Below are 25271 nucleotides of genomic sequence, written 5' to 3'. Positions count from 1 at the left end.
AGAGTAGCGCCCATTTGCTGTCCGCCCTGATCCCGAGACCATGCACCAGAACAAGCACCCGTTAAGCCATAACAACCGGTTGGAGCTGCTGGCTCCGGCCAAGAACCTCGCCTACGGCATCGAAGCCATCAACCATGGCGCCGATGCCGTCTACATGGGCGGCCCTGCCTTTGGCGCCCGCAGCGCTGCGGGCAACACCATCGAAGATATCGAAGCGCTGGCGCGCCACGCCCATCGCTTCGGTGCCCAGGTCTTTGTCGCCTTCAACACCCTGCTGCACGATCACGAGCTGGAGCAGGCCCGGCGCCTGACCCACCAAATTTATGAAGCCGGTGCCGATGCGCTGATCGTCCAGGACATGGGGCTGCTGGCGCTCGATCTGCCACCCATCGCCCTTCATGCCAGTACCCAGACTGACAACCGCACGCCGGAGAAGGTGAAGTTTCTGCAGGATGTGGGCTTCTCTCAGGTGGTGCTGGCGCGCGAACTGTCGCTGGCGCAGATCCGCGAGATCAGTGCGGCGACCAATGTGCAGCTGGAGTTTTTTATCCACGGCGCGCTCTGCGTCTCCTACAGCGGCCAGTGCAACATCAGCCATGCCCGTACCGGCCGCAGCGCTAACCGTGGTGAGTGTGCCCAGCTCTGCCGTCTGCCCTGCTCGCTGCAAAAGCCGGATGGCGAAGTGCTGGTGGCCGACAGCCACCTGTTGTCCCTCAAGGATATGGATCAGACCGACAACCTGGAGGCCTTGATCGAGGCGGGGATCCGCTCCTTCAAGATTGAAGGGCGCCTCAAGGGGCTCGATTACGTCAAAAACGTCACCGCCTGGTATCGCCAGAAGCTGGACGCCATTCTGGATAGCCGCTCCGATCTGGTGGCAGCCTCTGCGGGTCGTTGCAGCTACGGCTTCACGCCAGATCCCAAGAAGAGCTTCAACCGCGGCAGCACCGATTACTTCCTCCATGGTCGCCAGCAGGGGATCGACTCCACCAAGAGCCCAAAATATGTGGGCGAGCCGCTGGGGCGTGTTACCAAGGTGACCCGTGACGGTATCGAGATTGATGGCAAACAGGTCACCCTCAACAACGGCGACGGTCTGGGCTTCTTCAAGTCGAATAACGAGCTGGTGGGGATGCGCCTCAACAAAGTCGAAGGTAAGCAGTTACTCCTGTCAGAACGCATGCCAGGGCTGAAGGTGGGGACAGAAATCTACCGCAACCACGATCAGGCGTTCAGCAAGATGCTGGAGAAGGCGAGCGCGGATCGCCGCATCCGGGTCGATATGGTGCTGGCAGAGTGCGATGAGGGCGTGATCCTCACGCTCACCGACGAGCAGGGCATCAGTGCCGCGGTGACGCTTCCCTGTGACAAACTGCCTGCCGACAATCCGGAGCGGGCGCTGCAACAGACGCGGGATCAACTTGGCAAGCTCGGCAATACCCTGTTTGTGGCGCGCAAGATTGAGTTGGTAGTAACGAGGCCGCTATTTATCGCCGCATCACAGCTCAATGGCTTGCGCCGGGATGGCATCGCTGCGCTGGAGGCGGCGCGGGTGGCCAGCTACCAGCGCCCCGAGCGACGTATCGCCCTGCGGGATATCAACTATCCCCAGCACCGTCTCTCCTACCTCGGCAATGTGCTGAACAGCGCGGCTGAAAAGTTCTTCCATGAGCACGGGGTGGAGCGCATTGCCCCCGCCTATGAAGCGAACAAGGAGGAGCGGGAAGTGGTGCTGATGATCACCAAGCACTGCATCCGCTACAGCCAGAACCTCTGCCCGAACGAGGTGCCCGGTCTCAAGGCCGAGCCGCTGGAGCTCAAGATGGGTAAGGATACCTTCCGCCTGCGCTTTGACTGCAACCGCTGCGAAATGCATGTGATGGGCAGTTTGAAGAAGTAATTGCCGGAGCGCGGCTCTGTTAAATCAGAGTTGGTCGGGAAGAAATGAAAAAGCCCCGGAGCATGGCTCCGGGGCTTTTGTTTTTGGCGATTACGGCTGGAACTGTTCGGTCTCTTCCCAGCTCGGAATGGCGCCTTTGCACATCTATTCGCTGAATAAGATTAATTTGGTAACTACGTTGCCACCTATTTTGAGGAATGCATTCATTCCCAATGCAATATCAAAATTTAATAAAGCCAGTATATAGATATAAGATTTGGCTCCATCATTGGTTTTTTAAAAACTTATTTTTTAATCAGCCAGTGTTCTTACTCTGATATTCTTGTTTTGAGTCGGTGTGTATTATTTGGGTTCTGTTGGTAATTTCATTTGTTAAATATGCTTATCATTGGTGTTTATACAATGGCTATTTTGTTGGCACTATATTAAAAGTAATGCAATAGAAGTTGGTAGTAGTCAAACTTGACCGTTCGGACGGGAAAATAAACTCAATTTCAAGTGGTTATACATTCATGTCGAGGTAATGGTTTGATGTTGTATTGCTGCTGAAAAATGACCGTGGTGCTGCGAACATCATTAATTGGCATTGTTTTAAGTTCTGTCTCGTTGTCATGGCATATGAAAGGCAGATAGTGGTATGAGCCATTTATGCAATTTTGCTCACATGAATCTGTCTGGTTTGCAGGTAGAATGTGCGAGCTGGCACTAACGATAAACACAACATAAAGTGAGAAACAACTCATGACAATTCCAATGAAGACGACCCTCACGCTGAGCTCGGTAGCCGTATTGCTGTTGCTCTCCGGTTGCAATAGCGATAATGGAAAAGCCGCCCCCGGAGATGTCAATCTGCGTCTGATAGAGACCTCCGATATTCACTCCAATCTGCTTGGTTTTGACTACTACCAGAACAAGGTCGACCACTCTCTCGGGCTCTCCCGTACCGCGCTGTTGATCCATAAAGCCCGTGAGGAAAATGGCAACAACTTGCTGATCGATAATGGCGACCTGATCCAGGGCACACCGTTGTCGGATTACGTGTTTGCGCAATACAAGGGCAATCCGGATTACCTGAAAAAGCTGGGGCATCCCGCCATCAATGCGCTCAACCAGTTGCAATATGACGTCGGCAACCTCGGTAACCACGAGTTCAACTATGGCCTCGACTATCTGGCCGATGCGCTGTCGGGGGCCAATTATCCGGTCTTGAATGCCAACGTGTTCGATGCCCGCGATTTCAAACGTGATGGCAATGGCAAGATCGACTGGAGTGCCATGCCCAACCGCTTCAAGCCTTATGTGCTGCTCGACCGCCAGGTGAAGGACGTCAATGGCAACGTGCAGACGGTCAAGGTAGGGGTACTGGGGGTGAATCCACCCCAGATCATGCAGTGGGATCGCCGTAATCTGGAGGGCAAGGTCATCGTAGCCGATATGGTCGAGACGGCTGAGCACTACATCCCCGAGATGCGTGCCAAGGGGGCTGATCTGGTGGTTGTCGTTGCTCACACCGGTATCACGGGGACGCCGCAGGAGCCCTTTATGGAGAACGCCGCGGTTTATCTGGCACAGGTGAAAGGGGTTGACGCTCTGTTGCTGGGCCATGCCCACAAGGCTTTCCCGGGCGAGTATCCGGATGTCGCTCAGGTCGATAATGCCCTGGGCCGGATTGCCGGGGTGCCTGCCGTCATGCCGGGGGTTGCGGGTAACCATCTTGGGGTTATCGACCTTAAACTGACTCAGAAGGATGGTCGCTGGCAGGTGGCTTCCAGCCATTCGGAAGTGCGGCTGGTCGACAAGAGCATGGATGTGCCGGGAGATAGTCAAATCGAGGCGTTGGTCGACAAAACCCATGATGCGACCAACCAGTGGCTGGCTGACCCCATCAGCGAAATCGCCAAGCCGATCTACAGCTTCTTCTCGGTGGTGCAGGACGATGCCTCCCTCCAGATCGTGAGCGATGCCCAGAAGTGGCACATTGATCAGGTGAAGGCGGATTGTCTGAGTCATAACGGGGTGAACTGCGCCCTCAACGAGGATCTGCCGGTTCTGTCGGCGGTGGCACCGTTCCGTGGTGGCCGCAACGGCCCGAACGATTTTACCTGGGTACCGGCGGGCAAGATCTCCCTGCGCAACGTGGCGGATCTCTATGTCTTCCCCAACACCCTGCAAGTAACCAAAGTTAACGGTGCAACGGTGAAAGAGTGGCTGGAGAAGAGCGTCAGCCAGTACAACCAGATCGTCCCCGATGCCAGCAAGGCGCAGTGGCTGGTGGTCGATGACTTCCGCCCTTATAACTTCGACATGATCAAAGGGGTGCAATACAAGATTGATATCACCCAGCCAGCCCGTTATGACCAGGATGGCAAGCAGATCAGCGATAAGCACAGGATCACCGAGCTCACCTATCAGGGCAAACCGATCGACCTGAAGCATAACTTCTATGTGGTCACCAACAACTATCGCGGCAGCGGTGGCGGCAATTTCCCGGGCATCGACAGCAAAGCGGTAGTGCATGAAGATCCCATGGAGACCCGCGAAGTGCTCTCTGCTTACGTCAAGGAGATGGCCAAGCTACATCCGGAAGGGTTTGAGCAGAAAGTGGATAACAACTGGAGCCTTGCTGCGTTGCCGGCCGGTGCCAAGGTGTACTTCTACTCCTCAACCAACCCGGAAACTGAAAAACTGGCGGGGAGCAAGCTGAAGCGAGTCGAAGGGGTCAAGCCGAATGATCCCAAGTTCGTCAACCACGCGATCTATCAGCTGGTTGAATAGGCTGCGAGCGGTGCATCGCCATGAGTGATGCATGGTTGTTATGGCAGAACCCTTATGCCCCCGCTTCGGGGGCATATTTTTTCTCGACCCGATTGGGTGGAGGTGGTTGATATCCCTCTTCGGTCGGCCTGCGCACTATTGCGCTGTGGCTAGCTCCCTCTCTTGCTTCTCCAGCGCCAGCAGCACCTTTTTAATCTCCAATCCCCCCGCATAGCCGGTCAGGCTGCCGTTTTGGCCGATCACCCGGTGGCAGGGGACGATGATCGAGAGCGGATTGCGGCCATTCGCGGCGCCCACAGCCCGCACCGCATCCGGTTTGCCGATAGCGCGGGCAATATCGCTGTAGCTGCGGGTTTGGCCATAGGGGATGTCGCACAGCGCTTGCCACACCGCCTGCTGAAAGGCGGTGCCACGGGCGGCAAGGGGCAGGGAGAAACGCTGCAAGCGACCGGCAAAATAGGCGTCAAACTCGGCGAGGAAGGGGGCCAGCGCTGCGGGGTCTTGCAGCCAGCCGCTCATATCGGGCAGTGTCCGCAGGCCCGCCACAAAATCCACATGCACCAGACCATGCTCGTTGATGGCAACCAGCAGATCGCCGCAGCGGGTCGGCAGAATATCGTAGCGGATCATGATGTTATCTCCTGTTGTTGGTTGCCGGACTGCACTTCGTTGTTACCGGTATCAGTAAGCAAGGCAGGCGCTTCGCTCATGGCGTGCCACAGCCAGCTTGCCGCATAGCTGCGCCACGGTTGCCATGCGGCGCTTTGCGCCAACACATCCTTCACCGGCAGCTTGGCACCGCCTCCAAGCGCTTTTTGCAGTACCAGATCGGAGGCGGGGAAGGCATCGGTATCGAGCCCGCAGCGCAGCCGCCAGTAAGCGACCGTCCAGGGGCCTATGCCCGGTAGCGCCAGCAACTGTTCATCACTGGCTGTAGTGAGTGTCAGCTCGCCTCTGGCCAGTGCCTGCGCCACGCCCCGCAGGGTGCGAATGCGGCTGCCGGGCATGCCGATGCCGTCGAGATCGAGTTCGCACAACTGGGCGGGGCTCGGTAGTTGCGCCACCCCGAATTGGGCCTCGGTGCGGGCCACCAGTCGCCCGAGTATGGTGATGGCCCCCTTGACCGAGACCTGCTGGCCGACGATGGCACGCAGCATCACCTCGTACTCGTCCCAGCCCCCCGGCAGCCGTACGCCGGGCCAGCGTGTCTGCAAACGGGCCAGTAGCGGATCCTGACCGAGCAGATTACCGATGCGATGCATGTCGGCATCGAGGTCCCACATCCGGCGCACCCGATAGAGCAGATCCGGCAGCGCGGCGAGCGGCAGATCATGGACGGTGAGCTGCAGGCTGTGCCCCTTGCCCTGCGCGATGAGCACCAGCGCGACCTGATCACCGACCCGGTAGCGCCGCTCATACACCTCACCATCTACCCGCTCCAGCCCGGGGATCGCCCGCAGCCGGTAGAACGCCAGCATGGCCGCCACGTCATATGGGGGGCGGTAGGGCAGTTGCAGCGTCAGGGTTGCGCCGCGCGGCTGCCCACTTATGTGTTCTGGCGCGTTACCGTGTGCCTCTTGTTGGCGCAGGGTACGTGGGGCCAGCCCGTAGGCGTTGAGCCAGGCGTCGTTGAAGCGGCGGATGCTGGCAAAGCCAGCGGCAAACGCGATGTCGGTGATGGGCAGCCCGGTTTCGGTCAGCAGTCGTTTCGCGAGCAGCAGGCGGCGCGTCTGCTCCACCTGCTTTGGTGAGGCGCCAAGGTATGCCTCGAACTGGCGGCGTAGCGTGCGCTCACTGATACCGCTCTCCGCCGCCAGTTCGGCGAGCGTGCTGTCTGCCAGCTCGCCGCGATCGATACGCGCCAGCAGACGAGCCAGTTCAACCGGCAGATCGCCACGGGCGGCGGGGGCCAGCTCCGGGCGGCAGCGCAGGCAGGGTCGCAACCCATACTGCTCGGCGGCAGCGGCGCTCGGGAAGTAACGCACATTGTGCTCGTGCGGCGGACGTGCCGGACAGACCGGTCGGCAGTAGATGCCGGTCGAGATGACGCCGGTAAAGAAGCGGCCATCGAATCGCACATCGCGGGCGAGCCGTGCGGCGTGGCACTGCTCGCGGCTGAGGGCGTTGTTCTGGTGATCCTGTGGCTGGTCACGCTCGTGCGGCGACGTCATGGTATGGCTCTCTTGCTGGTAGGTGCCGGGTGTTTGCTGATGCGGCACAAAAAGGATGAGTGAGAGACTAAGCAGGATCGCGGGGGATGACTAGCCAGAAACGGACAGGGATAGCAATTAAGTTTGCGCGGAATGTGCGCTGAAAAAGGTGAAGGTCGTGCGCAACTGTGCGAAGGTGGATGAGCCTTCATCACCGAGGATTGCACTATGCCAGGTCCCGCCCGTGCCGGCGCCCTGATCTACGCCAGGGAGCCGGGCTTGCTGAGCCACTTTTACCGAACCTTGCTGCAGATGGAGATCCGCAGTCAGAGCGAGCAGCTGATCGTGCTGGAGAACGGCGACATCCAGCTGCTTGTGCATGCCATCCCCGAGCCCTATATCGGACAGGTCGTTGTCACGACGCCGCCGGCGCTGCGTGAGCAGGGGGCCATCAAGCTCTTCTTTACCGTGCCAAGCCTTGCGTGGGCAGAGGCGAAAGCGGCGGATCTCGGTGGCGGCCTGTTGCCGCAGCAGTGGTCCGGGCCCGGTTTCGTGGTGCGCAATGCGTTTGACCCGGAGGGCAATATCTTGCAACTGCGCGAGTTTTTAAGCGTGCAGGATCCGCTCTGACACGGATCGTTTACCAATAAAAAACGAGGCCTGTCATGGCCCCGTCATGTTTTACCCGTATTACACGGATCACTTCAGATAGCGCTGTTCCAGATGCTGGCGCAGCCAGTGCGGGTTCAGCGCCTCGCCGGTAGCGCGGCTGATCAGCTCATCCGTGCTGTAGCGGCTACCCTTCGACCAGATATGGCGGCCGAGCCAGGCGAAGATCTCCGGCAGGCGGCCTGCGGCGATCACCTCACTCATGCTGCCGAGCTCTTTCTCCAGCGCAAAGCGCAGCTGAGCGGCATACATGGCGCCGAGCGTGTAGCTCGGGAAGTAGCCGAACGAACCGTCAGTCCAGTGGATATCCTGCATGCAGCCATTACGGTAGTTGCCCCTGGTGGAGAGTCCCAGCCACTGTTGCATCTTCGCATCCCACAGTTCGGGTATGTCTGCTACTTCGATCCGCCCTTCTATCAGGTCTCGCTCCAGTTCGTAGCGCAGGATGACGTGGGCAGGATAGGTCACCTCATCCGCATCGACCCGGATAAAACCGGGCTCGACCCGGCTGTAGAGTCTGGCGAGATTGGTCGGGCTCAGGGCCGGCTGATCGCCGAAATGGGCGCGAATATGGGGCGTCAGCAACGAGAGGAAGGCGGGATCGTGGCCGAGCTGCATCTCGCAAAACAGGCTCTGGCTCTCGTGAATCGCCATGGAGCGCGCCTCGGCAACCGGCTGCCCCGACAATTGGCGTGGTAACCCCTGCTCGTAACGTGCGTGGCCAGTCTCATGGACTATGCCCATCAGGCTGGAGATGAACTCCTGCTCGTTGTATCTGGTGGTGATGCGCACATCGGTCGGTACACCGCCACAGAAGGGGTGACTGCTCACATCAAGCCGGCCATGGGCGAAGTCAAAGCCGAGCAGCCCCATAACCTCCTGACCGAGCGCCTGCTGGGCGGCGATGGGGAAGGGGCCTTGCGGCAGCAGTACGGACACTTCCTTCTGCCGCTCGCTGACCTGCTGGATAAGAGGCGGCAGCCAGCTGGCGAGATCGCCGAAGATCTGATCCAGCCGTTCGCTGGTCATGCCCGGCTCATAGAGTGCCAGCATGGCGTCGTAGGGGCGCACGCCGAGCTTGTTTGCCCGTAAACGTGCCACCTCGCGGGAGAGCTTCACCACCTCTTCGAGATTGGGGGCAAAACCCACCCAGTCGTTGTTTTTGCGCTGACTGCGCCAGGCGTGTTCGCACTTGCTACCGGCGAGCGACAGCGCCTCGACCAGCTCGCCGGGCAGCAGGCTGGCATCCTGCCACTGGCGCTTGATCTCGCGCAGGTTGGCGCGCTGCACCTCGTCCAGCTGCTCGCTCTCTGCCTTGGCAATCCAGTCGCCAAGTTCGGGGGCGGTGCGCTTGTGGTGGATGATGAGGCCGAGCTCGGCCAGTGCTTCGGCACGCGCCTCATTGCCCCCTTCCGGCATCATGGCGGCGCGATCCCAGCCACAGATGGCGGAGAGGTGGTTGAGGCGGTGCAGCTGTTGCTGGTGCTGTTCAAGTTTCTGGTATGACATGGTGTTGTCCTTGTGATCGTCCCTGACGGGCGCCCGGGATCAGCCGAGGCGCTTCTGGTGGCGTTCGCGGTTTTCCGCTTTCTTGCGCTCGCTCTTGCGCAGCAGCACATAGAGGGCGCCGCTGCCGCCGTGGCGGCGCTCGGCGCTGTGGATGGCCATCACCGCCGGCAGCTGCGGCAGCCAGGCGCTGACATAGCTTTTCAGCAGGGCGCGCGGCGTGCTGCGCTCCCCCTTGCCGTGCAGGATCAGCAGACAGCGGATATCGCGCTGCTCGCAATCGGCGATGAACTGCACCAGCGTCTGACGCGCTTCATTGAGCGTTTTCTGGTGCAAGTCCAGGCTTGCCTGCAGCTCGTACTTGCCGAGCCGCAGCTTTTTGTAGACCCCTTCTTGTACGCCATCGCGCTTGAAGCCGATGATCTCGTGCGGGTCGAGCATCTCGATCGCCTCCATGGTGAGGTGATCGAGCGCCAGCTGCTCGGCAGTGGCAGCCTGACGGCGGGCCAGCTGGGCTTCTGTCGGGGCGGATTTCACCCCCTGGGGATGGATATTGTCGCTGCGAATGGGCCTGACATCGGCCACTTCATTCAGAAAAAGCGAGAGTTCGTCGCTATGTGACACGGCAGGCTCCCCATATGAAACAAAGTGGGGGCCATTATAGCGGTGCCAGCCGATCCGCAAAACGATCGTCCGGTTCGATAGCGCGGGGAGGGATAAACCGAGGCGCCGGAGACGAAACAGGCGGCCAGTTGCTGCCGCCTGTGGGGGTTACTTCTCTGCTTTGGGTGGTTGCGAGTGCATCACCTTGTAGATGAAGTAGGCAGCGTAAGAGCTGATCAGGATGAAGGTGCCGATAATCACCATCATCGACATCAAGCCCACGCTGTTGCCAAACATCAGATCCAGCCAAAAGTCCATTTCATTGCTCCTGTCACCCGGTGGATGACAGGCATCATAAATACCCCTTTATCTGCAGGGAGATGATCCCGATCAACTCCCAACAAGATTGTTTTATGACCAGTTACAAATTGTGATGAATCTCACTCGAATCCTCATTTGGTGCTTTGCAGCACGGTGGGCGTGGTCAGCAGAGTGACGCGCCACCCCTGCTGCTCCAGCAGCGCCAGCAGTCCCTGCTCGCCATAAAGATGCAGCGCGCCGACAACAATAAAGCTCTCGTTGGGCAGGGTCTGCCACTTGGCCAGCCAGTTGTGGTTGCGTTCGGCCAGCAGGGTTTGCTCCATCCAGCTCTGCAGGGCGGGCGGTGCCATCTCCTCCTTGAGCAGATTGATAAGCGTTGCCTCATCCCCTTGCTGCCATGCCTTCATCACGGCGGCGAAGCCGGTGTCGAGCATCGGCAGCTCGTCGAGGGTGCTGGAGAGCATCAGGGTCTGGTTATCACCTACGCTGGCAAGATAGCCGAGCTGCTCCAGCAGGGTCTCGAAGCCCACCACGGGTTTGCCCTCTTTGGCGGCCAGTGCGGCAAAGTGTTGATCGATCCCGAGCTCGCTTTTGAAGTCGGAGCGGGCCATGGCGGCCTGAGTCAGGGTGATGGCAACAAACCAGGGGCGCAGCGGGGTGAGCGCAGCTTCATTGAGGCCAAGACGCGCGCCAGCCATCAGGGTGCGCTGGTAGAGCTCGGCAGGCAGATGCTCCTTGAGTGCCTTGCCATCTACCAAGTGGGTGAGAGAGCCCATCTCTTGCCACTGTTCCTGCGTGATGCTGTTCATGTCGACTTCCATCACCAGCGCACGGCTCTGCAGCCAGGCCCGTTCGACCGGCTCCGGTAGCGGATAGAGGGAGGGCTTTCCGGCATGAATGGAGCCCAGCAGCCAGTATTGCTGGTTGCCCTTGCTGATCTTGTAGAAGGCGGGATCGGCAAAGGCGCTGAGCGGCAGCAGCAGGCAGAGCAGAAAGGCAAACAGGGAACGATGGAATTTCATGGTGATCCTTATCCGGGCTGGTGACTTCTTTTCATCGCAGGAGACTCTATGATAAGTGCTCATTTCTGATAGCCAAGAGGTTTGCCATGCCCCATCTTCGTTTTCGCGCCGTTTCACTCGATACCCTCAAGGAGATCAGCGCGCCGCTGCTTGCGGATCTCTGTGCCCTGACCGGTGGCAAGCCGGAGTTCGTCACCATGGAGCGGGTCGAGAGCCACTGGATTCGTGACGGTGAGCTGGAGTCCGGTTTTCCGTTTGTCGAGCTGCACTGGTTTGCCAGGCCGCAGGAGATTCAGGATGAGGCGGCAGACCTTATCACCCGCCATCTGAAGGCGGCGCTGGGGGAACAAACCTATGTGGTGGTGCAGGTTTTCCCCATCGATAAAAGCGCCTACTACAGCAATGGCGAGCACTATTGAACGAGGCGACGCCGGCCGTCGCCTGCGCAAGGGATCAGGCTGACTTTGCCAATAGCTTGTCGAGCCAGCGAGTGGGCATGATCCGTCTTAGCAGGGCAAAAATTCTGGTCGGGGTGGTGACCGGATAGCGCGCCTTGGGGCGAGCGCTGGTCAGTGCGTGGATCAGCGGCGGCAGACAGGCTTCGCTAGGCAGGGTAAAGCCACGGGCGCCGCCTTCGCGCTCCAGCCTGTTGAGGGTCTGCTGGTAGGCCGCCTGATGGCGGCTCCTGGTCGGGTCGATATAGCGCAGAAAGGCGGCGCGGGCGTTGGCGCGAAAGCGGGTATCGATGGGGCCGGGTTCAATCAGGCTGATATGGACACCGCTGCCGGCCAGCTCGAGACGCAGGGTATCCGAGTAACCCTCCAGCGCAAACTTGCTGGCGTTGTAGGCGCCGCGATATTTCATGGCGACCAGCCCCAGCACCGAGCTGTTTTGCACGATCCGCCCCTCTCTGGCCTCCAGCATGGCGGGCAGCACCTGACGAATGAGGTGATGCCAGCCAAACAGGTTGGTGTTGAACTGCTCGCGCAGCGCCTCTGTAGGAAGATCTTCCAGCGCCCCCGGCTGGCCATAAGCGCCGTTGTTGAACAAGCCATAGAGGCGACCACCAGCAAGATGGAGCGCCGCACTGGCCCCCAGCTCTATGGAGGCGGGCTCCGCCAGATCCAGCTGTACTGCCAGCAACCCCTGCTGCTGCAAGCGCTCCACATCCTCTGCCTTGCGTGCCGAGGCGATCACGGTAAAGCCGTGCTGACCCAGCGCCTGGGCGGCAGCCAGACCAATCCCGCTGGAACATCCGGTGACAAGAACAAATCGGGGCATAGGGAGATCCTTGTGAGAGGAGAGACCGATGGAAAGTGGGAGTCTGTCAGCATGTTAACCTGCTGATCGGGTAAAAGAAAACCGGGCCAAGTGGCCCGGTTTGCTGACATCGTATTGCCTGATTACATGAAGGTAAGCGGCATGATGATGTGGAACTTGACGTCGTGCTCGGAGGCGAAGATGTTGGGGTAATCAGTCCAACCGCCGCCCTGGCTGATGTCGTTGTTGTAGTCGGTGTAGTGCAGCTTGAACAGGGTGCCTTTCAGCTTGCCATCCTGCACGGTATAGCTGACATCGAAGTTGGCAGCCCATTCGGTATCTTCACCGTTGGCGGCTTTCTTGCCAAAGCCATTTTCAATATCCCAACCGTAGGCACCGGATACACCGATAGACCAGCCAGGTGCACCCACCAGATCATCCAGAGAGCGAGTCACACCGAAGTAAACGGCTTTCTCGTTGTTGGCGTTCCAGTCAGAGCGGGAATCCCACCAAATTTCGTTGGCACCCTGGGAGTTGGCGTAGCCGCGGGTCAGACGGGGCAGGTAGTTGCCTTCAGCACCTTCAGCCTTGGTCCACAGACCTTCAAGACGGAAGCCGTACTGGGCATAGTTCCAGGCTGCGGTCAGCGCTTGCTGCCATGCCAGGCCGTCGTAAGTCTGGATCTGGGAACCGCCCTTGGTATAGGTGTCGGTTTCGGAGCCGTAGAACTGATAGCTGGTGGAGAGGCCGCCGATTACGTCAAACTTGTGCGCCAGTTTGAAGTGGTAGCTGTCCATGTACCCTTCGGATTGACCGAAAGAACCGGTAACGGCAGTGCCGTTTTCAAAGGTGTAGCGAGCAGCAATGCCGTGGATGTAGTCGATGACGTTCTCGTCAGCAAACGGGTCCATCCAAGCCTTGGCGCGGGAGAATACCTGAGTCTCTTTGTACCAGGGGGCCTTGTACTCGTCGGCGATGGCGTAGGTCAGGTAGAGACCACCAAAGTTGCCTTCAACCTGGCCACCACGATAGGTACCCGGCTGATAGGACCAGTTCACACCGATGACGCCCGGTACGTAAAGCTGGGTATAACCGCCCTTGGCAGTGATGCCGCCATCCAGGAATTTCAGCTTCAGCGCTGCGTTGGAGAGGCTGAAACCACCCTCAGGGGAACCATCTTTGTAGTTGTTGCCCCAGGTGTTGCCAGCAAAGGAGAATTCGTTCTCCTGGTTGACCGGATGATTCTCGGTCACAGCCAGGTCATAGGCGCCAAAGCCACCCAGATCCAGACCAACGGTGTCCCACGCATAACCGGAGTTGAAGTTCAGAGCTGCTTGGGTAGTGGCGTGGCTCAGGTTGGACTGGTATTTGCCTTCCTTGACCTTGGCTGTCGGGTCACCATCGATACGCTGACGGTCACGCTGGAAGTAGAAGAGGCCGCCGGTCAGTTTGGCGTCATTGACGAAGTTTTCGTAGGATTTGCCGTAGGTTGGGCTCATCATGTCCTGAGCTGCCAATGCCATACCGGGTGCTACCAGAGCGGCTACCACAGCGGCACTCAACGCGGCGCGCTTGAAGATCACTTTTTCCATTTTGTATTGCTCCTGATTTTATGGACTTAGCTTTTTTTGTTCCGGCAGTCGGCATCTGGCCCACCGCTCGGTATTGGCATTGCAATCAAAACCCCGCAGGGCAAAAAATCGTTCAGTTTGATCTCTGCAACCCCGATGTCTTGGCACATCTGTGGCAGTGCAGTTCTGTTCATCACTCTTTGTTTTTTATGTTCCGATTCTTGGCTATCGGACAATCACAAGAGTACGTTCGCGGTGCGAAATATCAATGAAAAGTTCCCGCCAAGTTTCAAAAGTATGACAGAGTGCAAATATTCATTGCGTGAAGGTGAAGGGCTCTCATTCCACGTCATGCGGCCATGAGAGCGTTTTCAATGGGTTGCAGAAGGAGGTGGGGGGCGAGCAGAACGATGGCCTGTCTGTGGTCGATATTAACCTGCAGGCAACAGATAATTTTGCGCAACAAAAAAACTCACCCGCTGACAGGCGAGAGAGGGATCGGGGCTGTTAGCGCGCAATATTCAATTTGGCTGGCCCAGGATCAGCGGGATTTGGCGGGCCTGATGGTGAATGTGGGAGGAGACCTGCACCGAGAGCTGGTTGACCTGACGGGCATGCTGATGAATGCGGGCGATCAGGTCGGCAAAGCTGGCCAGTTTGTGTTCCTGACTTTTGGCATTGTCGGCGCCCTGCAGGGCGATCACCGCAGTATTGCGCGCGATCTCCCGCACCGCCCGGGTTGTTTCCCGCAGTCGCTCGGCCTGCTCGCGCTGGCTGTTTGCCTCGCTGGTGATGCGGTCGAGCACGGTTCCAAGCTGGTCGCCTGACTGGGTCAGTCGCCCGAGGATCTCGGTGATCTGGTTGAGCGAGCGCTGGGTGTTGGCAGAGAGATGGCGCACCTCGTCTGCAACCACGGCAAAACCGCGCCCCTGCTCGCCGGCACGGGCGGCTTCGATGGCGGCATTGAGGGCCAGCAGGTTTGTCTGCTGGGCGATGTGGCCAATCACGTCGACGATGGCGGTCACATCGCTGACCGAGCGTTTTAGAGCCTGCAGTGCTTCACCGCTCTCGTCGATGGCAAGCCCGGTCTGGGTGGTCGCATGCAGCATGCTGCCAACCAGCCCTTCACTCTGGCTCATGGCCTGTTCGTTGTGGCTGGCATGGCGGGCTATCTCCGCAGCGACCTGATGCACCTCGCCAGCCAGCTGATTGAGTTCTCCCATCATCTGGCCGCTTTCATCGACGACCTGCTCGGTGGTGCGGGTGCTCTGGTGGATCTCCTCCACCTGGCTCACCATTCCCTGCAGGCTGGTGGAGACCGCCGAGAGTTGCCCCGCTTTCTGCTGCTGATCCTGTTGCAGGCGGCCAATCAGACGGTTGTAGCTGGTGACTATGTCTCCCAGCTCGTTGCGCTCGCGAGCAGCAGGCAAGGGCTCCGCCTGTCCGGTGTTATCCAGCTGCAAAAATGCGTGACGCAAGCGCAGCAAGGGGGCAAGCAGCCAGCGGCGCTGCACCAGCGCAAAAAGGAGGGCCACCGCCACCAGGATCAACGCCAGCGTGCCGAGTATGGTGGCCAGTCTCTGGTTGACGGCCTGCCGTTCGGTGGCAATCGTGTCGCCCATCTCGCGGGTGAGCTGCACCATCCGGGTGATATCCTGCTGAACGGCATGGCGGGCAGCCTGCTGTTGCTGCAGCGCCATGCGGCTGTTGGCGAGCTCCTGTGGATAGCGCTTGATGAGTGATTGCACCTCGCTGCGCGGCTGATCACCTATCTCCTTGCGCTCAGGCTCTCCCAGAGTGAATTCGTCCGCCGCTGGCTGTTCATAGATGCCGAGCAGTGGCAGAGCTTGCAGCTGGTTCGCCTGCTTCGCCATCCCTTCCAGCTCGAGAGTGAGCCCTTCCAACAGTTTGCTGCTTCCCTGCTCCATGTAGCCTTGACGCTGGTGGCCGAGCTGCGACAGGCTGGCGAGAATCTCCGAGGCTGCCAAGCGGTATTGCCGGGCTGCATCGGCCTGCTCACCGCCTTCCCCCTGTTCTCCGTAGCGCAGCAGAGTCAGCGCCTGACTGGCGATCTCGTTCTCGGCATTTTGCAACAGCAACTGGCTGTTGCCGGAGAGCTTGCCCGCCGCCTGATAGTCGTGCTCGATGCGCTTGCCCATCTCCTCCAGCTGATGCTGCAGAGGGGCGGCTATCTCTTGTGGCTGATTTTCCAGCGCAACCAGAACTCGTGTGCGGATCTTCTCTGCGGCGGCCAGTTGTTGGGGATCACCTGCGGCGAGGTAGTCACGCAAGCTGTTTTGCAACGCGACCGTGACCTGTTGCTGCAGAGCCTCATGCTGTCGCTGAGTCTGCTCGGTCTGCGCCAGCTGTTGCCACCCCCGGTAGAGCGCCAGCGCCTCGCCTCCCGCGACCAGCAGCAGAACGAGGGAGGAGAGAGTGACGTAGTGGGCAATTTTCACGATGTGGTTCCTGTCAGCGGTAGGCCATCCATGGGGCATGGCCTGAGCCTAACGGGGAGAGATGGCGTTTTTATGACACCATCTTTACCGCATCGATTTTTGCCAGTGTGGCAGGGGCTAGCTTGCGGCAGCGATGGCTGGAGGGGCTTTTTTGCTCCGCATGCCAAGCAGGGCACCGCCCATGATCAGGGCTCCGGCCAGAAGATGGCGAGAAGTCAGCTCCTCTCCGTTCAATGTCACCAGCAGCAAGGTACTCAGCAGAGGGGTCAGGTAGGCAAGGGCTCCGATCCGGCGTGGATCGCCGTCTCGCAGCGCCAGATACCAGGTAACAAAGGCCGCTCCCATGGGGCCAAGGGCCAGCCCGATGATGAGGCTCCAGTCGCTGGTGGGGATCTGTGCCAGTGGCAGAGGCCCCTCCAGCAGACGGGCGAGCAAAAGCGCCAGCATGCCGGCAGGCAGACAGGCTGCTGCAGTGACCACGGCAGGCGCCGGTGGCAGACGGCGCGACAGTACCGAGTAAGCGCCCCAGATGATGGCTGCCCCCAGCGCCAGCAGATAGCCGGGCAGATAGGCTTGCTGCAGTTGCAGCTCGCCATCGACCATTACCAGCATGGAGCCAGCCAGTCCGCAGATCCCCGCCAGAATGTGGCGAAGGTGGAGGGGATGATTTGGCAGCAACAGCGGGGTGAAGAGGATGATGCAGAGCGGCCAGAGGTAGTTGATGAGGTTGGCCTCAAGCACCGGGGCGTGGCGAAAGCTCATAAAAAGCAGCAGATGATAAAAGAGCAGGGCTGTGATGGTAATCAGCCAGGTGAGCGGGCTGGCCCGCCACTGGCGCCAGAACGGTAATGTCCCGGCCCCGCAGAAAAACAGCACCAGTCCCACCAGAACGAGTGGCGAAACACTGGTAATGCGCGACGTCAGAGCGGCCAGCGAGGCCCACAGCACAATGGTCAGCAAGGCAAAACCGGTGGATCTATCCCACCAGGAACAACCGGACATCCAACACTCCTTTGCAAGATGAAGCTGCTGGCTTGGGCGCAGATCCCAGCCAAAGAGAGTCAGTCTATCAGAGAGAGAGCGAGCCCGGGATGCTGAGGGTGATAACAGATGAGAGGAAAAAACGACCAAGGGGTTGGCATCGTGATGATGCCAACCCCTTGTTTTGTATGGCGCTCCCGACTGGAGTCGAACCAGTGGCCTGTCCCTTAGGAGGGGACCGCTCTATCCTACTGAGCTACGGGAGCCTTGTGGCGGGCATTATACAAGAAGCAACTCCCTTTTAAACCCTTGATTCCTATTCCAATACTGCCAAATCCCCGTTCTGGATGTTGAATGGTGAATATTTGTTCTGGCTGCGAATGATGGCACCGTCGTCGAACACCTGCACCACTTCGAACAGGCCGTCGGCCGGGTTGCGCATCATGCGGGACTTGCCGTAGGGGTCGATGAAGTCGGCGTTGTGCTGGATCCGGAACTGGTCGCCGAGCTTGACGCCGTTGCGCCGCCCCAGATTGATGTAGGGGCCGCGTTCGTTCTGGCCGACCACCCGGGCGGTGACCGGGGCACAGGTGAGCTGGGCCACCAGATCCTGAGCGGCCTGCTGCAGCTGGTAGTTGACCTCCTGGCCGTAGCTCGACTGCCAGAACTGGCCGCTGTTGCTACCCACCTGATCCCGTTTGCCGAAGGTCCAGGTGGCGCGCCCTTCATAGACCTTACGGTTGATCAGGCTGCCGTTGATGCCGTCGAACAGGTAGAGCTGCATGCGAAAATTGCGGACGGGATCCTGATACCAGCTGGTCAGCTGGTTGCCCTGCGGTTCGATGGAGAGATCGTCGATGCTGCCTAGCACCAGATACTGGCTGTCGGTGCGCAGGCTAAGGGCCTTGATCTCCTCGAGGGCGCTGCGATCCCCCTGTTGCAGGTGAAGCGGGTCGATACGCAGGTTTTCGTCCAGCCACTGGCGCACCGCAACCCCTTGCGGGGCGTTGGCGAGGGTTTCGAACAGCCGCCGCGAGAGGTTTTCCGGCATGTCGTCCATGGCGCCGTAGCTGGCCTGATCGGGGTAGCGCAGGCGCAGCCTGACCAGTGTCAAATCCTTGGCGAAGTGCTGGGTCTGGCAGATCTGGCGTTCGGCCTGAATGTCGGCCACCAGGGTGATGTACATGCGGCCGTTGCGCACCTCTTCCCGTTTGAGGCGGTACTGGCGAATGTCGCCGCCGGAGCGGATCTGGATCTGCTCGGATCGCAGGCTGCCATTTTCCAGACGCTGCACGCTGGAGACGGCGGCGCCGCTGGCCAGCAGAGCCTGACGCAGGGCATCGCGAGTTGCCTGTTCACGGGCGTAGACTTCATCCCCCCCCAGAATGGCAGCACTGCCCTGCGCTTCGATAAGCTCGGCGCGGGCGCTCAGGCTGGCCAGCAGCAGGGTCAACAGCAGCGGTAATTTCATAGCAGATACCTTGATTAGGCGACTCGCAGCCTCTTCTCTTGAAGAGGGCATGGCGGGCCGACATGGATCACAACAGTTGTTCGATGGCGTTTTTCTGACCATCCGCCAGAGATTGGCTTAACAGCGAGTGTTTCAGCAAGAATCATGCCTCATTCCCGGCTCAAGGTTTGGCCGACGCGTCCGATAACAAATCAGGTGCAGATACAGGAAAGGTATCCATGAACAAATTCATCACGGCGTTGGCGCTCGCTCTGGCATTGGCCGGCTGCGGCTCCGACCCTATCAATCGGGATCAGGGGGATCCGCGTCAGGCGGCGCAGGGGATGGAGCTCAACTGGCTGGTGGCACGCATGACAGATCAGCTGATGGAGCGCAAATCGCTCTCCACCCTGACCGATCCCATCGCGGTAGCCTCTTTTGTCGATCTCGATACCCTGCAGGATACCAACTGGATGGGGCAGCAGATTGAGGAGAGCTTTATCTACGAGCTCAACCGCCGCGGCGAGGTGGTGGTGGACTTCAAGCTGACCGGCAGCATCAAGGTGACGCCGCAGGGGGATTTTGTGTTGAGCCGCAACTACAAGGAGCTCTCTCCCCGTCTGCCCATCTCGCGCATTCTGGTCGGCACCTTCAGTCGCAACAGCAAGGGGGTTCTGGTCAACGCCCGCATCATCGATATGCGCACGAAGATGGTCGAGACCACGGCCCAGAGCCTGATCCCGCAGAAATATCTGTTCGGTGCCAACAACTCATTTGGTCGGGCATCGATTAACCGCGGTTATCTGATGCGTGACAGTCAGGCCAGACCGGGTGGTCATCTGGTCAACCTGACCCCATAAGGAGCGAGTCATGAAGATGTTGTTTGGTTGCCTGCTGGCTCTCTTGCTCACCGGTTGCAGCTACAACCGGGTGACGGATTACACCCAGGGTGGCAAGCCCGATGATTTTCCGGTGCTCAAGGCGGTGGGCTATGCGGTGATCGACATCCAGCCCGGCCCCTCCCAGTCGGAGAAGATGCTGCAGGCGATCCGCGCCTCCAAGATGGATGCCTATCGCGAGCTGGCCGAGCAGCTCAATGGCCAGCAGGTGCGCGGCCAGAGCAGCTATCGTGACCTGACCCAGACCTCCAACTCGCTCGATGTGTCGGTCGCCGGTGTGGTGCGTGGTGCCCGTGTCGTAGCCTCCTATCCCCGCGGCAACACCTATGCCACCGAGATGGAGCTCGATACCCGCGCCCTCTACAACATCAACCAGCTGATGGCCGGTCAGTTCTGATGTGAACCGGTCAAAAGCGGAGTGTTCAAGGCGAGCCAGCGGCTCGTCTTTTTGTTATCGGGCAGAGTCAGGATCCGGGGGCCGGCAGGGAAAAATGGCTCTGGACAGGCCATTTAGCCGCGGTAAGGGCGCTTTTAGGGGGGGATGTCGTCAATTTTTTCTTGATGGTGGTGAGCAGTCATTTAGCTTTGCTGAACAATAAATAGCCCGTGGTGGCGAGTTTTGGCACCTGGCTACAGCCTGTTCAGCGCTTCAGGTGGGCAGGAGGCAGAAAAAACAGAGGCGGGCATGATGCCCGCCTCTTGCCGATTGGCTCGATTATTTGCCCATCAGCACCGGCGGCACTGCGGTCGGTTTGACATCCTCACTCGGGTAGCAGCCCAGCACCTTGATGTAGCGGGTGATCTTGGTCAGCTCCACCAGTGCGGCCTGCATCGCCGGGGTGTTGAGGTTGGCGGAGACGTCGAGGTAGAACATCTCTTCCCACGGGTTGCCCTGCACCGGACGGGATTCGAGCTTGGTCATGTTGATCTCGTGGTTGCGCAGTACCAGCAGCGCCTCCACCAGCGAGCCCGGTTTCTGGGAGGTGGACATGATGAGGGTGGTCTTGGCCGGGATCTGCGGCGCCACGTCGATGGGCTTGCGCGCCACCACGATAAAGCGGCTGTAGTTCTCTTTCTGGTTGGCAAGCTGCTCGGCCAGCACGTCCAGACCATAGAGTTCACCACCAGCCGCGCTGCCGATGGCCGCGGCCTCCGGGCTGGCCAGCTCTTTGACCTTCATCATGGCGCTGGAGGAGGAGTCGCAGATCTCGTGACGGGCCCCTTCCAGCTTGCTCAGATAGTGGGAGCACTGCTGGAACACCTGCGGGTGGGCATAGAAGGTCTTGATGCGGCCAAGCTCGGTCGGCACGGCGGTGAGAATGCAGTGCTCGATGGGGTAGGTGAGCTCGCCGACGATGGAGAGGCTGGTGTGCTGCATCACGTCGTAGACTTCGTTGATGGAGCCCGAGCTGGTGTTCTCGATGGGCAGCACGCCAAAGGCGGCGCGACCCGACTCCACCGCATCCAGCACTTCGCGGAAGTTCTGGCAGTTCACCTCGATCACCTGATCCTTGTAGCGCGCCAGATATTTGCGGGCGGCCAGGCTGGAATAGGAACCGCGCGGCCCCAGATAGGCGACGCTGGTCATCGGCTCCTGCTGCTCCGGGTTGAGCAGGCTCTGCAGATAGGCCTGCTGGGAGAGCACCGAGTCCTCGATGATGGTGTGGTAGATGCGGGTGATGTACTGAGCATCAAGCCCCAGCACGCGCCCTTGCTGGATCAGGGCGACCAGCAGCTCCTGCTCGCGCTGGTGGTCACGGATGGGGCGCGGGTTGGCTTGCTTGGCACGAGCCACCTCGATGCTGAGGGTCTTGCGTTTTGCCAGCAGGGCAAGCAGCTCCTGATCCAACCGGGTGATGTCTTGTCTGATCTCGTCGAGCGTTGCCATGATGGTTCCCTATCCAATTAATCGATTGATATTGATGCAAAAAAAAGCCTCCGCGAGGGGAGGCTTGATTCGTCTTTGCTTTCTGTTCACACGACGACAGGCCTTCCCTCAAGCGGGCCGGATAAACGAGAAAGCAAAGAAGAATGGTGCGTGCATAACTGTGTCCTTGAAGTAACGTCATAACCATTAAGGGATTTGCCGCTGTGATGCAAGTAAAACTTGCCCACACCGCAAGATGGGGGCAGGGTATCCGGTCAAGTGGCAGGCGTATAAACGGCTTTATATGAAGCTGAATTTCTGCCCGCGATTCAGAGCAGCAGGAGGTTGTGATGGCGATTGTTTTCGATTTGGGACGGGTGGTGGTGAGCTGGGATCCGGTCGGCATAGTGAGCTCGGTGCGTGGCCAGCAAGGGGCCGCTCAGCTGGCGGAGCGGCTGTTCAATCATCAGGACTGGCTGGAGGTGGACAGAGGTACCATGTCACTGCACACCATGGCTCGTCAGGCAGAGCGCAGAACCGGGCTGAGCGCCGCAGAAAACCTGGCGATTTTGCAGGCGGTGCCTCCGTCGCTGTTGCCAGATCCCGCTATGCTAACCTTGATGGCCGAGCTGCACGGAGCAGGCCATTCGCTCTATGCCCTTTCCAACATGGGGCACGCCAGCATCGACTGGCTGGAGCTGCATCAGGATTTCTGGCGCTTTTTCAGCGGCAAGGTGGTTTCGGCGCGGGTGCGGATGATGAAGCCGGAGCCGGATATCTATCGCTACCTGCTGGTGTCGTTCGATCTCAAACCGGCAGAGTGCATCTTCATCGATGACAGCCCCGCCAACGTAGCGGCGGCAGAGGCCCTTGGCATCAGGGGCATGGTCTTCACCGACGCGGCGAGTTGCCGCCAGCAGCTGGTTGAGCTGGGCTGTTTGCCTGCCACCGGCAAGGGGTAATGCCCCTTTGGGAGCGTTATGGAGCATGGCCGGTTTCGCAATTGGCTCAGTCACTATCCTGAGTCGAGCCTGCTGATCGCCTGCAAGGATGGCAGCGGTTATCAACTATGTATCGAAGCGGAAGGGGAGTGCCTCTGCCTGACCGACAGCGAGGGGGGGCGGCTTACCTTCACCTCGCTGGAGCAAGCGGAAGGTTTCCTTCGCGCTCACCAGATCCATCAGGCCCGGCTGCGGGTTTATGATGCCCAGAACGAGGATGTCGGGGCCGAATCGCAAGAGATCATTATCAAGTTTTAACCACAAATCCTGACCTTTTTAAGGGTCTATTCAGCTTGCCCGTTGCACAATACCGGAACCTGTTGTTGATCCGCCGGAGCTGTTGTCATGGGTGCCAATGTCGTTCTATTGAATCAGGGATATGATCATGCGTTCCTGGCCCGCGAGCAGCAGATGCTTGAGCGGCTGGCCGGGTTTGAGGAGGTCGTGGTCTCTTTTTCCGGGCGACTGGAGTCCTGTTACAGCATCGACATGTGCCGTGCCAGCGGCGTGAAGATCCATGCCATCACCTTTGACAATCCGACCCGCAGCCGCAGTGAAGTGGCGCGAGCCCGTCGTTACTGCCAGCGCTACGGTATCGATCACTGGATTATCAAGACCGACGAAATGATCTTCTGTGATCGCCTGCCCCATATGGAGGGGCTGATCGATCCGGTGCGCCGCTTGCGTGAACATGTGGGGGCTCATCCAAAGTGGAACCATCTCCCGCTGCTGGTGCCGGCGGCGCTGGAAGAGCGGGATGAGTATCTGGCTGAATTCGGTTCTCTGCCTGACCACACTATCTGGTTTTTTGCCGACAACCAGATGACCCGGCGGGATTTTCGCTATGGCTTCAACAAGCGCCAGCTTGGTCGCTGGGGCAAGGGGGGCAATGGCTGCCTGAGCCATCGCTTCACCAATCCACGGCTGCTTGAGCAGCGTTACCTGCGGATGGTGGATCAAGCCGAGCAGATGCTGGCTGACATGGGGCTGGACGAAGCGCAGGTGTTTTTTCACACCCTCTCCGATTGCGGCATGACCCTGGCCCGGGTGCGTCTGCCTGAGCACCAGCGGGCGCAGGCCTTTGATCTCCAGCCGGATATCCTGATGGCGCTCAAAGGAACCGAGTTCGATCTGGTGACCCTCGACATGGTACAGGAAGAGCGCCACGACCTGGCTATCTAGGTTTCTGCAACTGCGGGAACGTGAGTCCTGTCATAGGCAAGGAGGGGCGCGACTGTTTATACTGTCGCCCTTTCACCCGTTACCGAGTGTTCATGCCATGAAATCTTTCTCCCGTCTGCTGGTTGCTCTCTGTCTCTCGCCCGTGTTGGCGCAGGCTGCTCCTGTTACCCAGGTGACCCTGCCTGATGGTCGTCAGGTGCAACTGAACGATGACTTCACCTGGGAATATCTGGTGGTCAAGCCGGCCGAGCCCGTCAAGGCGCTGGCCGAAGGGGCGAAAGCGGGTGCAGTGGTCGCGGTAGCGGCCCCCGTGCTGACCGATCAGGCCAAGGCACACCCCGAATTGCTGTCACAGGCAGCGCGCGATGGGATCGTGGTCAAGCTCGACAAGGTTGAGGGGAGAGATCCCCTGATGCTTACCTTTATGGTGGGCAATACTGGTACCCGCAATGTGGTCGGTGTCCGTGGCTGGGTCACGCTCTTCAGTCAGGAGGGGGTACAGCTCTCCCGTCAGGAGGCCCGTTTCTGGGTCGCCGAGAACCGTCTGCCGGAGACTTATCTGCGCAAGGGGCAGGAGCGTCCATCACTGGCCCTCGAGGTTGCTCGTCCGGCCGGATTGACCGGTCAGCCGCTGGTACGAGTCGAGATCGATGAGGTGGTCTTCCGCTGATTTTTTCCGGCTGGCGTGAGCCTCACGCCAGCCATTTGTAACTCCTGTCATCATCCGCAATATCTGCTTACATCTGACATGATTTGGCAACAGCTTGCCGCTCGGCAAGCAGGGAACCTCGCCGCACAATGACTCCATACCAGCTCGACGAGCTTATCAATGGAGTTAATGAGATGAAAAAGAGCGCTGTTTCCCTTCTGGTTCTGGCCGGTTTTGCTTCTACCTCTGCACTGGCACAGGATGCTTTCAGCTACGCCAAGGGCGCGGCTACCTGGGCCCACACCAAGTCCGATTTTCTCAAGTCCGATCAATTCGGCGGGGACTTCTCGCGGGATAATGGCGGCTCACGTGATTTTGGCGGTTTGACTCTGGACTTGTCCAAATCCTTTGCCGATCACTTCTACGGCCGTTTGCTTTCCGAGGGTACCTCTGCCCAGGGCGGCAATGACAGCATGGGCATCGGCAGCTTGGGTGTTGGTGTCTTTACCCCGCTCAGCACTGGCCTGAACCTCTACGGTGAAACCGGTGTGATGGGTTATACCCTGGAGCGAGAGGTGATGAGCAACGTTGACAACAAGGGTTGGGATGCAATCGTGCGCAAAAACAGCGGCAGCATGTACGGCGAAGTGGGTCTGCGCTACGACATCGGCAATGTCGAGCTCTCCACTGCCTACCGCTACGCCAACATGACCGGCGATATGCACGACTTCAAAGTGGGCGGCGCCTACAAGCTCAACCAGAACTGGGCACTGACTGCCGACTACACCTACCGCAAGTGGGATGTGCAACAGGGTTCCATCTCCAGCCTGGGTGTGAAGTACAGCTTCTAATCCTCCTTCCCGTAGTCCGTAGTGTCTTGATTTTTACCCATGGCATTTGCCATGGGTTTTTTCTTTTTCCGGTGATCCTCTTTTTCTCCTTGTGTCGTATCAGTTGGCAATAGTTATACAACTTCCATTTCTTTGTATAACTGCTATAACTGAAT

At 59.1% G+C, this 25271-nt stretch carries 23 protein-coding genes, 1 tRNA gene and 1 other annotated feature; of the genes, 11 read left to right on the top strand and 13 right to left on the bottom strand.

Annotated elements, in window-relative coordinates; genetic code table 11:
- The first annotated feature begins 40 nt into the window (after positions 1-40).
- Together BS300_RS09385 and BS300_RS09380 are read left to right on the top strand one after the other, a co-directional pair.
- Positions 41-1900: a U32 family peptidase gene (locus BS300_RS09385; protein WP_071912343.1), complete on the top strand. Its 1860-nt coding sequence runs from the start codon at positions 41-43 to the stop codon at positions 1898-1900.
- 753 nt (positions 1901-2653) lie between these two features.
- The gene (locus BS300_RS09380; protein WP_071912341.1) at positions 2654-4675 is read left to right on the top strand and encodes a bifunctional 2',3'-cyclic-nucleotide 2'-phosphodiesterase/3'-nucleotidase; all 2022 of its coding nucleotides are present in this window, start codon (positions 2654-2656) and stop codon (positions 4673-4675) included.
- A 135-nt stretch (positions 4676-4810) separates the two neighbouring features.
- On the opposite strand, the gene BS300_RS21085 is transcribed toward BS300_RS09380, so the two are convergent.
- Together BS300_RS21085 and BS300_RS09370 are read right to left on the bottom strand one after the other, a co-directional pair.
- Positions 4811-5305 (bottom strand): methylated-DNA--[protein]-cysteine S-methyltransferase, encoded by a 495-nt coding sequence (locus BS300_RS21085; protein ID WP_071912339.1) that lies wholly within the window; start codon positions 5303-5305, stop codon positions 4811-4813.
- Positions 5302-6846 (bottom strand): AlkA N-terminal domain-containing protein, encoded by a 1545-nt coding sequence (locus BS300_RS09370; protein ID WP_071912337.1) that lies wholly within the window; start codon positions 6844-6846, stop codon positions 5302-5304. Before BS300_RS09370 ends, BS300_RS21085 begins: the two co-directional genes overlap by 4 nt.
- Positions 6847-7053: 207 nt before the next feature.
- Here BS300_RS09370 and BS300_RS09365 point away from each other — a divergent pair, with 207 nt between their 5' ends.
- Positions 7054-7455: a VOC family protein gene (locus BS300_RS09365; RefSeq protein ID WP_071912335.1), complete on the top strand. Its 402-nt coding sequence runs from the start codon at positions 7054-7056 to the stop codon at positions 7453-7455.
- 69 nt (positions 7456-7524) lie between these two features.
- Here the strand turns inward: BS300_RS09365 and BS300_RS09360 are convergent, their stop codons facing one another.
- The 4 genes from BS300_RS09360 to BS300_RS09345 all read right to left on the bottom strand — a co-directional run bounded on the left by BS300_RS09360 (position 7525) and on the right by BS300_RS09345 (position 10946).
- Positions 7525-9003 carry a carboxypeptidase M32 gene (locus BS300_RS09360; protein ID WP_071912333.1) on the bottom strand — a complete coding sequence of 493 codons (1479 nt, stop codon included), beginning with the start codon at positions 9001-9003 and terminating at the stop codon, positions 7525-7527.
- Positions 9004-9042: 39 nt separating this feature from the next.
- Positions 9043-9624, bottom strand: coding sequence for a DNA endonuclease SmrA (smrA, locus tag BS300_RS09355; protein WP_071912330.1), 582 nt, complete (start codon positions 9622-9624; stop codon positions 9043-9045).
- A gap of 147 nt (positions 9625-9771) precedes the next feature.
- Positions 9772-9921: a DUF3149 domain-containing protein gene (locus BS300_RS09350; RefSeq protein ID WP_071912328.1), complete on the bottom strand. Its 150-nt coding sequence runs from the start codon at positions 9919-9921 to the stop codon at positions 9772-9774.
- Between the two features lie 134 nt (positions 9922-10055).
- Positions 10056-10946: a TraB/GumN family protein gene (locus tag BS300_RS09345; RefSeq protein ID WP_071912326.1), complete on the bottom strand. Its 891-nt coding sequence runs from the start codon at positions 10944-10946 to the stop codon at positions 10056-10058.
- Positions 10947-11032: 86 nt separating this feature from the next.
- Here BS300_RS09345 and BS300_RS09340 point away from each other — a divergent pair, with 86 nt between their 5' ends.
- Positions 11033-11365, top strand: a complete 333-nt coding sequence (locus BS300_RS09340) for a DUF1904 family protein (RefSeq protein WP_071912324.1) — start codon at positions 11033-11035, stop codon at positions 11363-11365.
- 34 nt (positions 11366-11399) lie between these two features.
- Here BS300_RS09340 and BS300_RS09335 read toward each other — a convergent pair whose 3' ends face one another.
- The 6 genes from BS300_RS09335 to BS300_RS09310 form a co-directional block, all read right to left on the bottom strand.
- Positions 11400-12227, bottom strand: a complete 828-nt coding sequence (locus BS300_RS09335; RefSeq protein WP_071912322.1) for an SDR family oxidoreductase — start codon at positions 12225-12227, stop codon at positions 11400-11402.
- A 122-nt stretch (positions 12228-12349) separates the two neighbouring features.
- Entirely contained in the window at positions 12350-13798 is a 1449-nt protein-coding gene (locus BS300_RS09330) for an OprD family outer membrane porin (RefSeq protein ID WP_071912320.1), read from the bottom strand.
- A 500-nt stretch (positions 13799-14298) separates the two neighbouring features.
- Entirely contained in the window at positions 14299-16236 is a 1938-nt protein-coding gene (locus BS300_RS09325) for a methyl-accepting chemotaxis protein (protein ID WP_071912318.1), read from the bottom strand.
- 117 nt (positions 16237-16353) lie between these two features.
- The gene (locus BS300_RS09320; protein WP_071912316.1) at positions 16354-17238 is read right to left on the bottom strand and encodes a DMT family transporter; all 885 of its coding nucleotides are present in this window, start codon (positions 17236-17238) and stop codon (positions 16354-16356) included.
- Positions 17239-17406: 168 nt separating this feature from the next.
- Positions 17407-17483 (bottom strand) — tRNA-Arg (locus BS300_RS09315).
- A 50-nt stretch (positions 17484-17533) separates the two neighbouring features.
- Entirely contained in the window at positions 17534-18688 is a 1155-nt protein-coding gene (locus BS300_RS09310; protein ID WP_041208017.1) for a flagellar assembly protein FlgT, read from the bottom strand.
- A 218-nt stretch (positions 18689-18906) separates the two neighbouring features.
- Between BS300_RS09310 and BS300_RS09305 the strand changes: the two genes are divergently transcribed.
- Together BS300_RS09305 and BS300_RS09300 are read left to right on the top strand one after the other, a co-directional pair.
- On the top strand, positions 18907-19527 hold the full coding sequence (locus tag BS300_RS09305) for a FlgO family outer membrane protein (RefSeq protein ID WP_041208019.1): 621 nt from the start codon (positions 18907-18909) through the stop codon (positions 19525-19527).
- 10 nt (positions 19528-19537) lie between these two features.
- The gene (locus BS300_RS09300) at positions 19538-19963 is read left to right on the top strand and encodes an LPP20 family lipoprotein (protein WP_041208020.1); all 426 of its coding nucleotides are present in this window, start codon (positions 19538-19540) and stop codon (positions 19961-19963) included.
- 318 nt (positions 19964-20281) lie between these two features.
- Here the strand turns inward: BS300_RS09300 and pheA are convergent, their stop codons facing one another.
- Positions 20282-21454: a prephenate dehydratase gene (gene pheA / locus BS300_RS09295; protein WP_043851727.1), complete on the bottom strand. Its 1173-nt coding sequence runs from the start codon at positions 21452-21454 to the stop codon at positions 20282-20284.
- Between the two features lie 38 nt (positions 21455-21492).
- Positions 21493-21614 (bottom strand) — a sequence feature (Phe leader region).
- Between the two features lie 169 nt (positions 21615-21783).
- On the opposite strand from pheA, the gene BS300_RS09290 reads away from it, so the two are divergent.
- The 5 genes from BS300_RS09290 to BS300_RS09270 all read left to right on the top strand — a co-directional run bounded on the left by BS300_RS09290 (position 21784) and on the right by BS300_RS09270 (position 25116).
- Positions 21784-22395 (top strand): HAD family phosphatase, encoded by a 612-nt coding sequence (locus BS300_RS09290; RefSeq protein WP_071912314.1) that lies wholly within the window; start codon positions 21784-21786, stop codon positions 22393-22395.
- 18 nt (positions 22396-22413) lie between these two features.
- On the top strand, positions 22414-22692 hold the full coding sequence (locus BS300_RS09285; RefSeq protein WP_033114194.1) for a DUF6482 family protein: 279 nt from the start codon (positions 22414-22416) through the stop codon (positions 22690-22692).
- Positions 22693-22779: 87 nt separating this feature from the next.
- Positions 22780-23616, top strand: coding sequence for a 7-cyano-7-deazaguanine synthase (locus BS300_RS09280; protein WP_042032130.1), 837 nt, complete (start codon positions 22780-22782; stop codon positions 23614-23616).
- A gap of 97 nt (positions 23617-23713) precedes the next feature.
- Positions 23714-24286 carry a DUF3157 family protein gene (locus BS300_RS09275; RefSeq protein ID WP_071912312.1) on the top strand — a complete coding sequence of 191 codons (573 nt, stop codon included), beginning with the start codon at positions 23714-23716 and terminating at the stop codon, positions 24284-24286.
- A 173-nt stretch (positions 24287-24459) separates the two neighbouring features.
- Positions 24460-25116: an autotransporter outer membrane beta-barrel domain-containing protein gene (locus BS300_RS09270; RefSeq protein WP_071912309.1), complete on the top strand. Its 657-nt coding sequence runs from the start codon at positions 24460-24462 to the stop codon at positions 25114-25116.
- Positions 25117-25271: the final 155 nt, after the last annotated feature.

The organism is Aeromonas sp. SCS5, assembly GCF_001887375.1.
Classification (GTDB): Bacteria; Pseudomonadota; Gammaproteobacteria; order Enterobacterales; family Aeromonadaceae; genus Aeromonas; species Aeromonas jandaei.
This window is presented reverse-complemented; position numbering and strand designations above follow the sequence as displayed.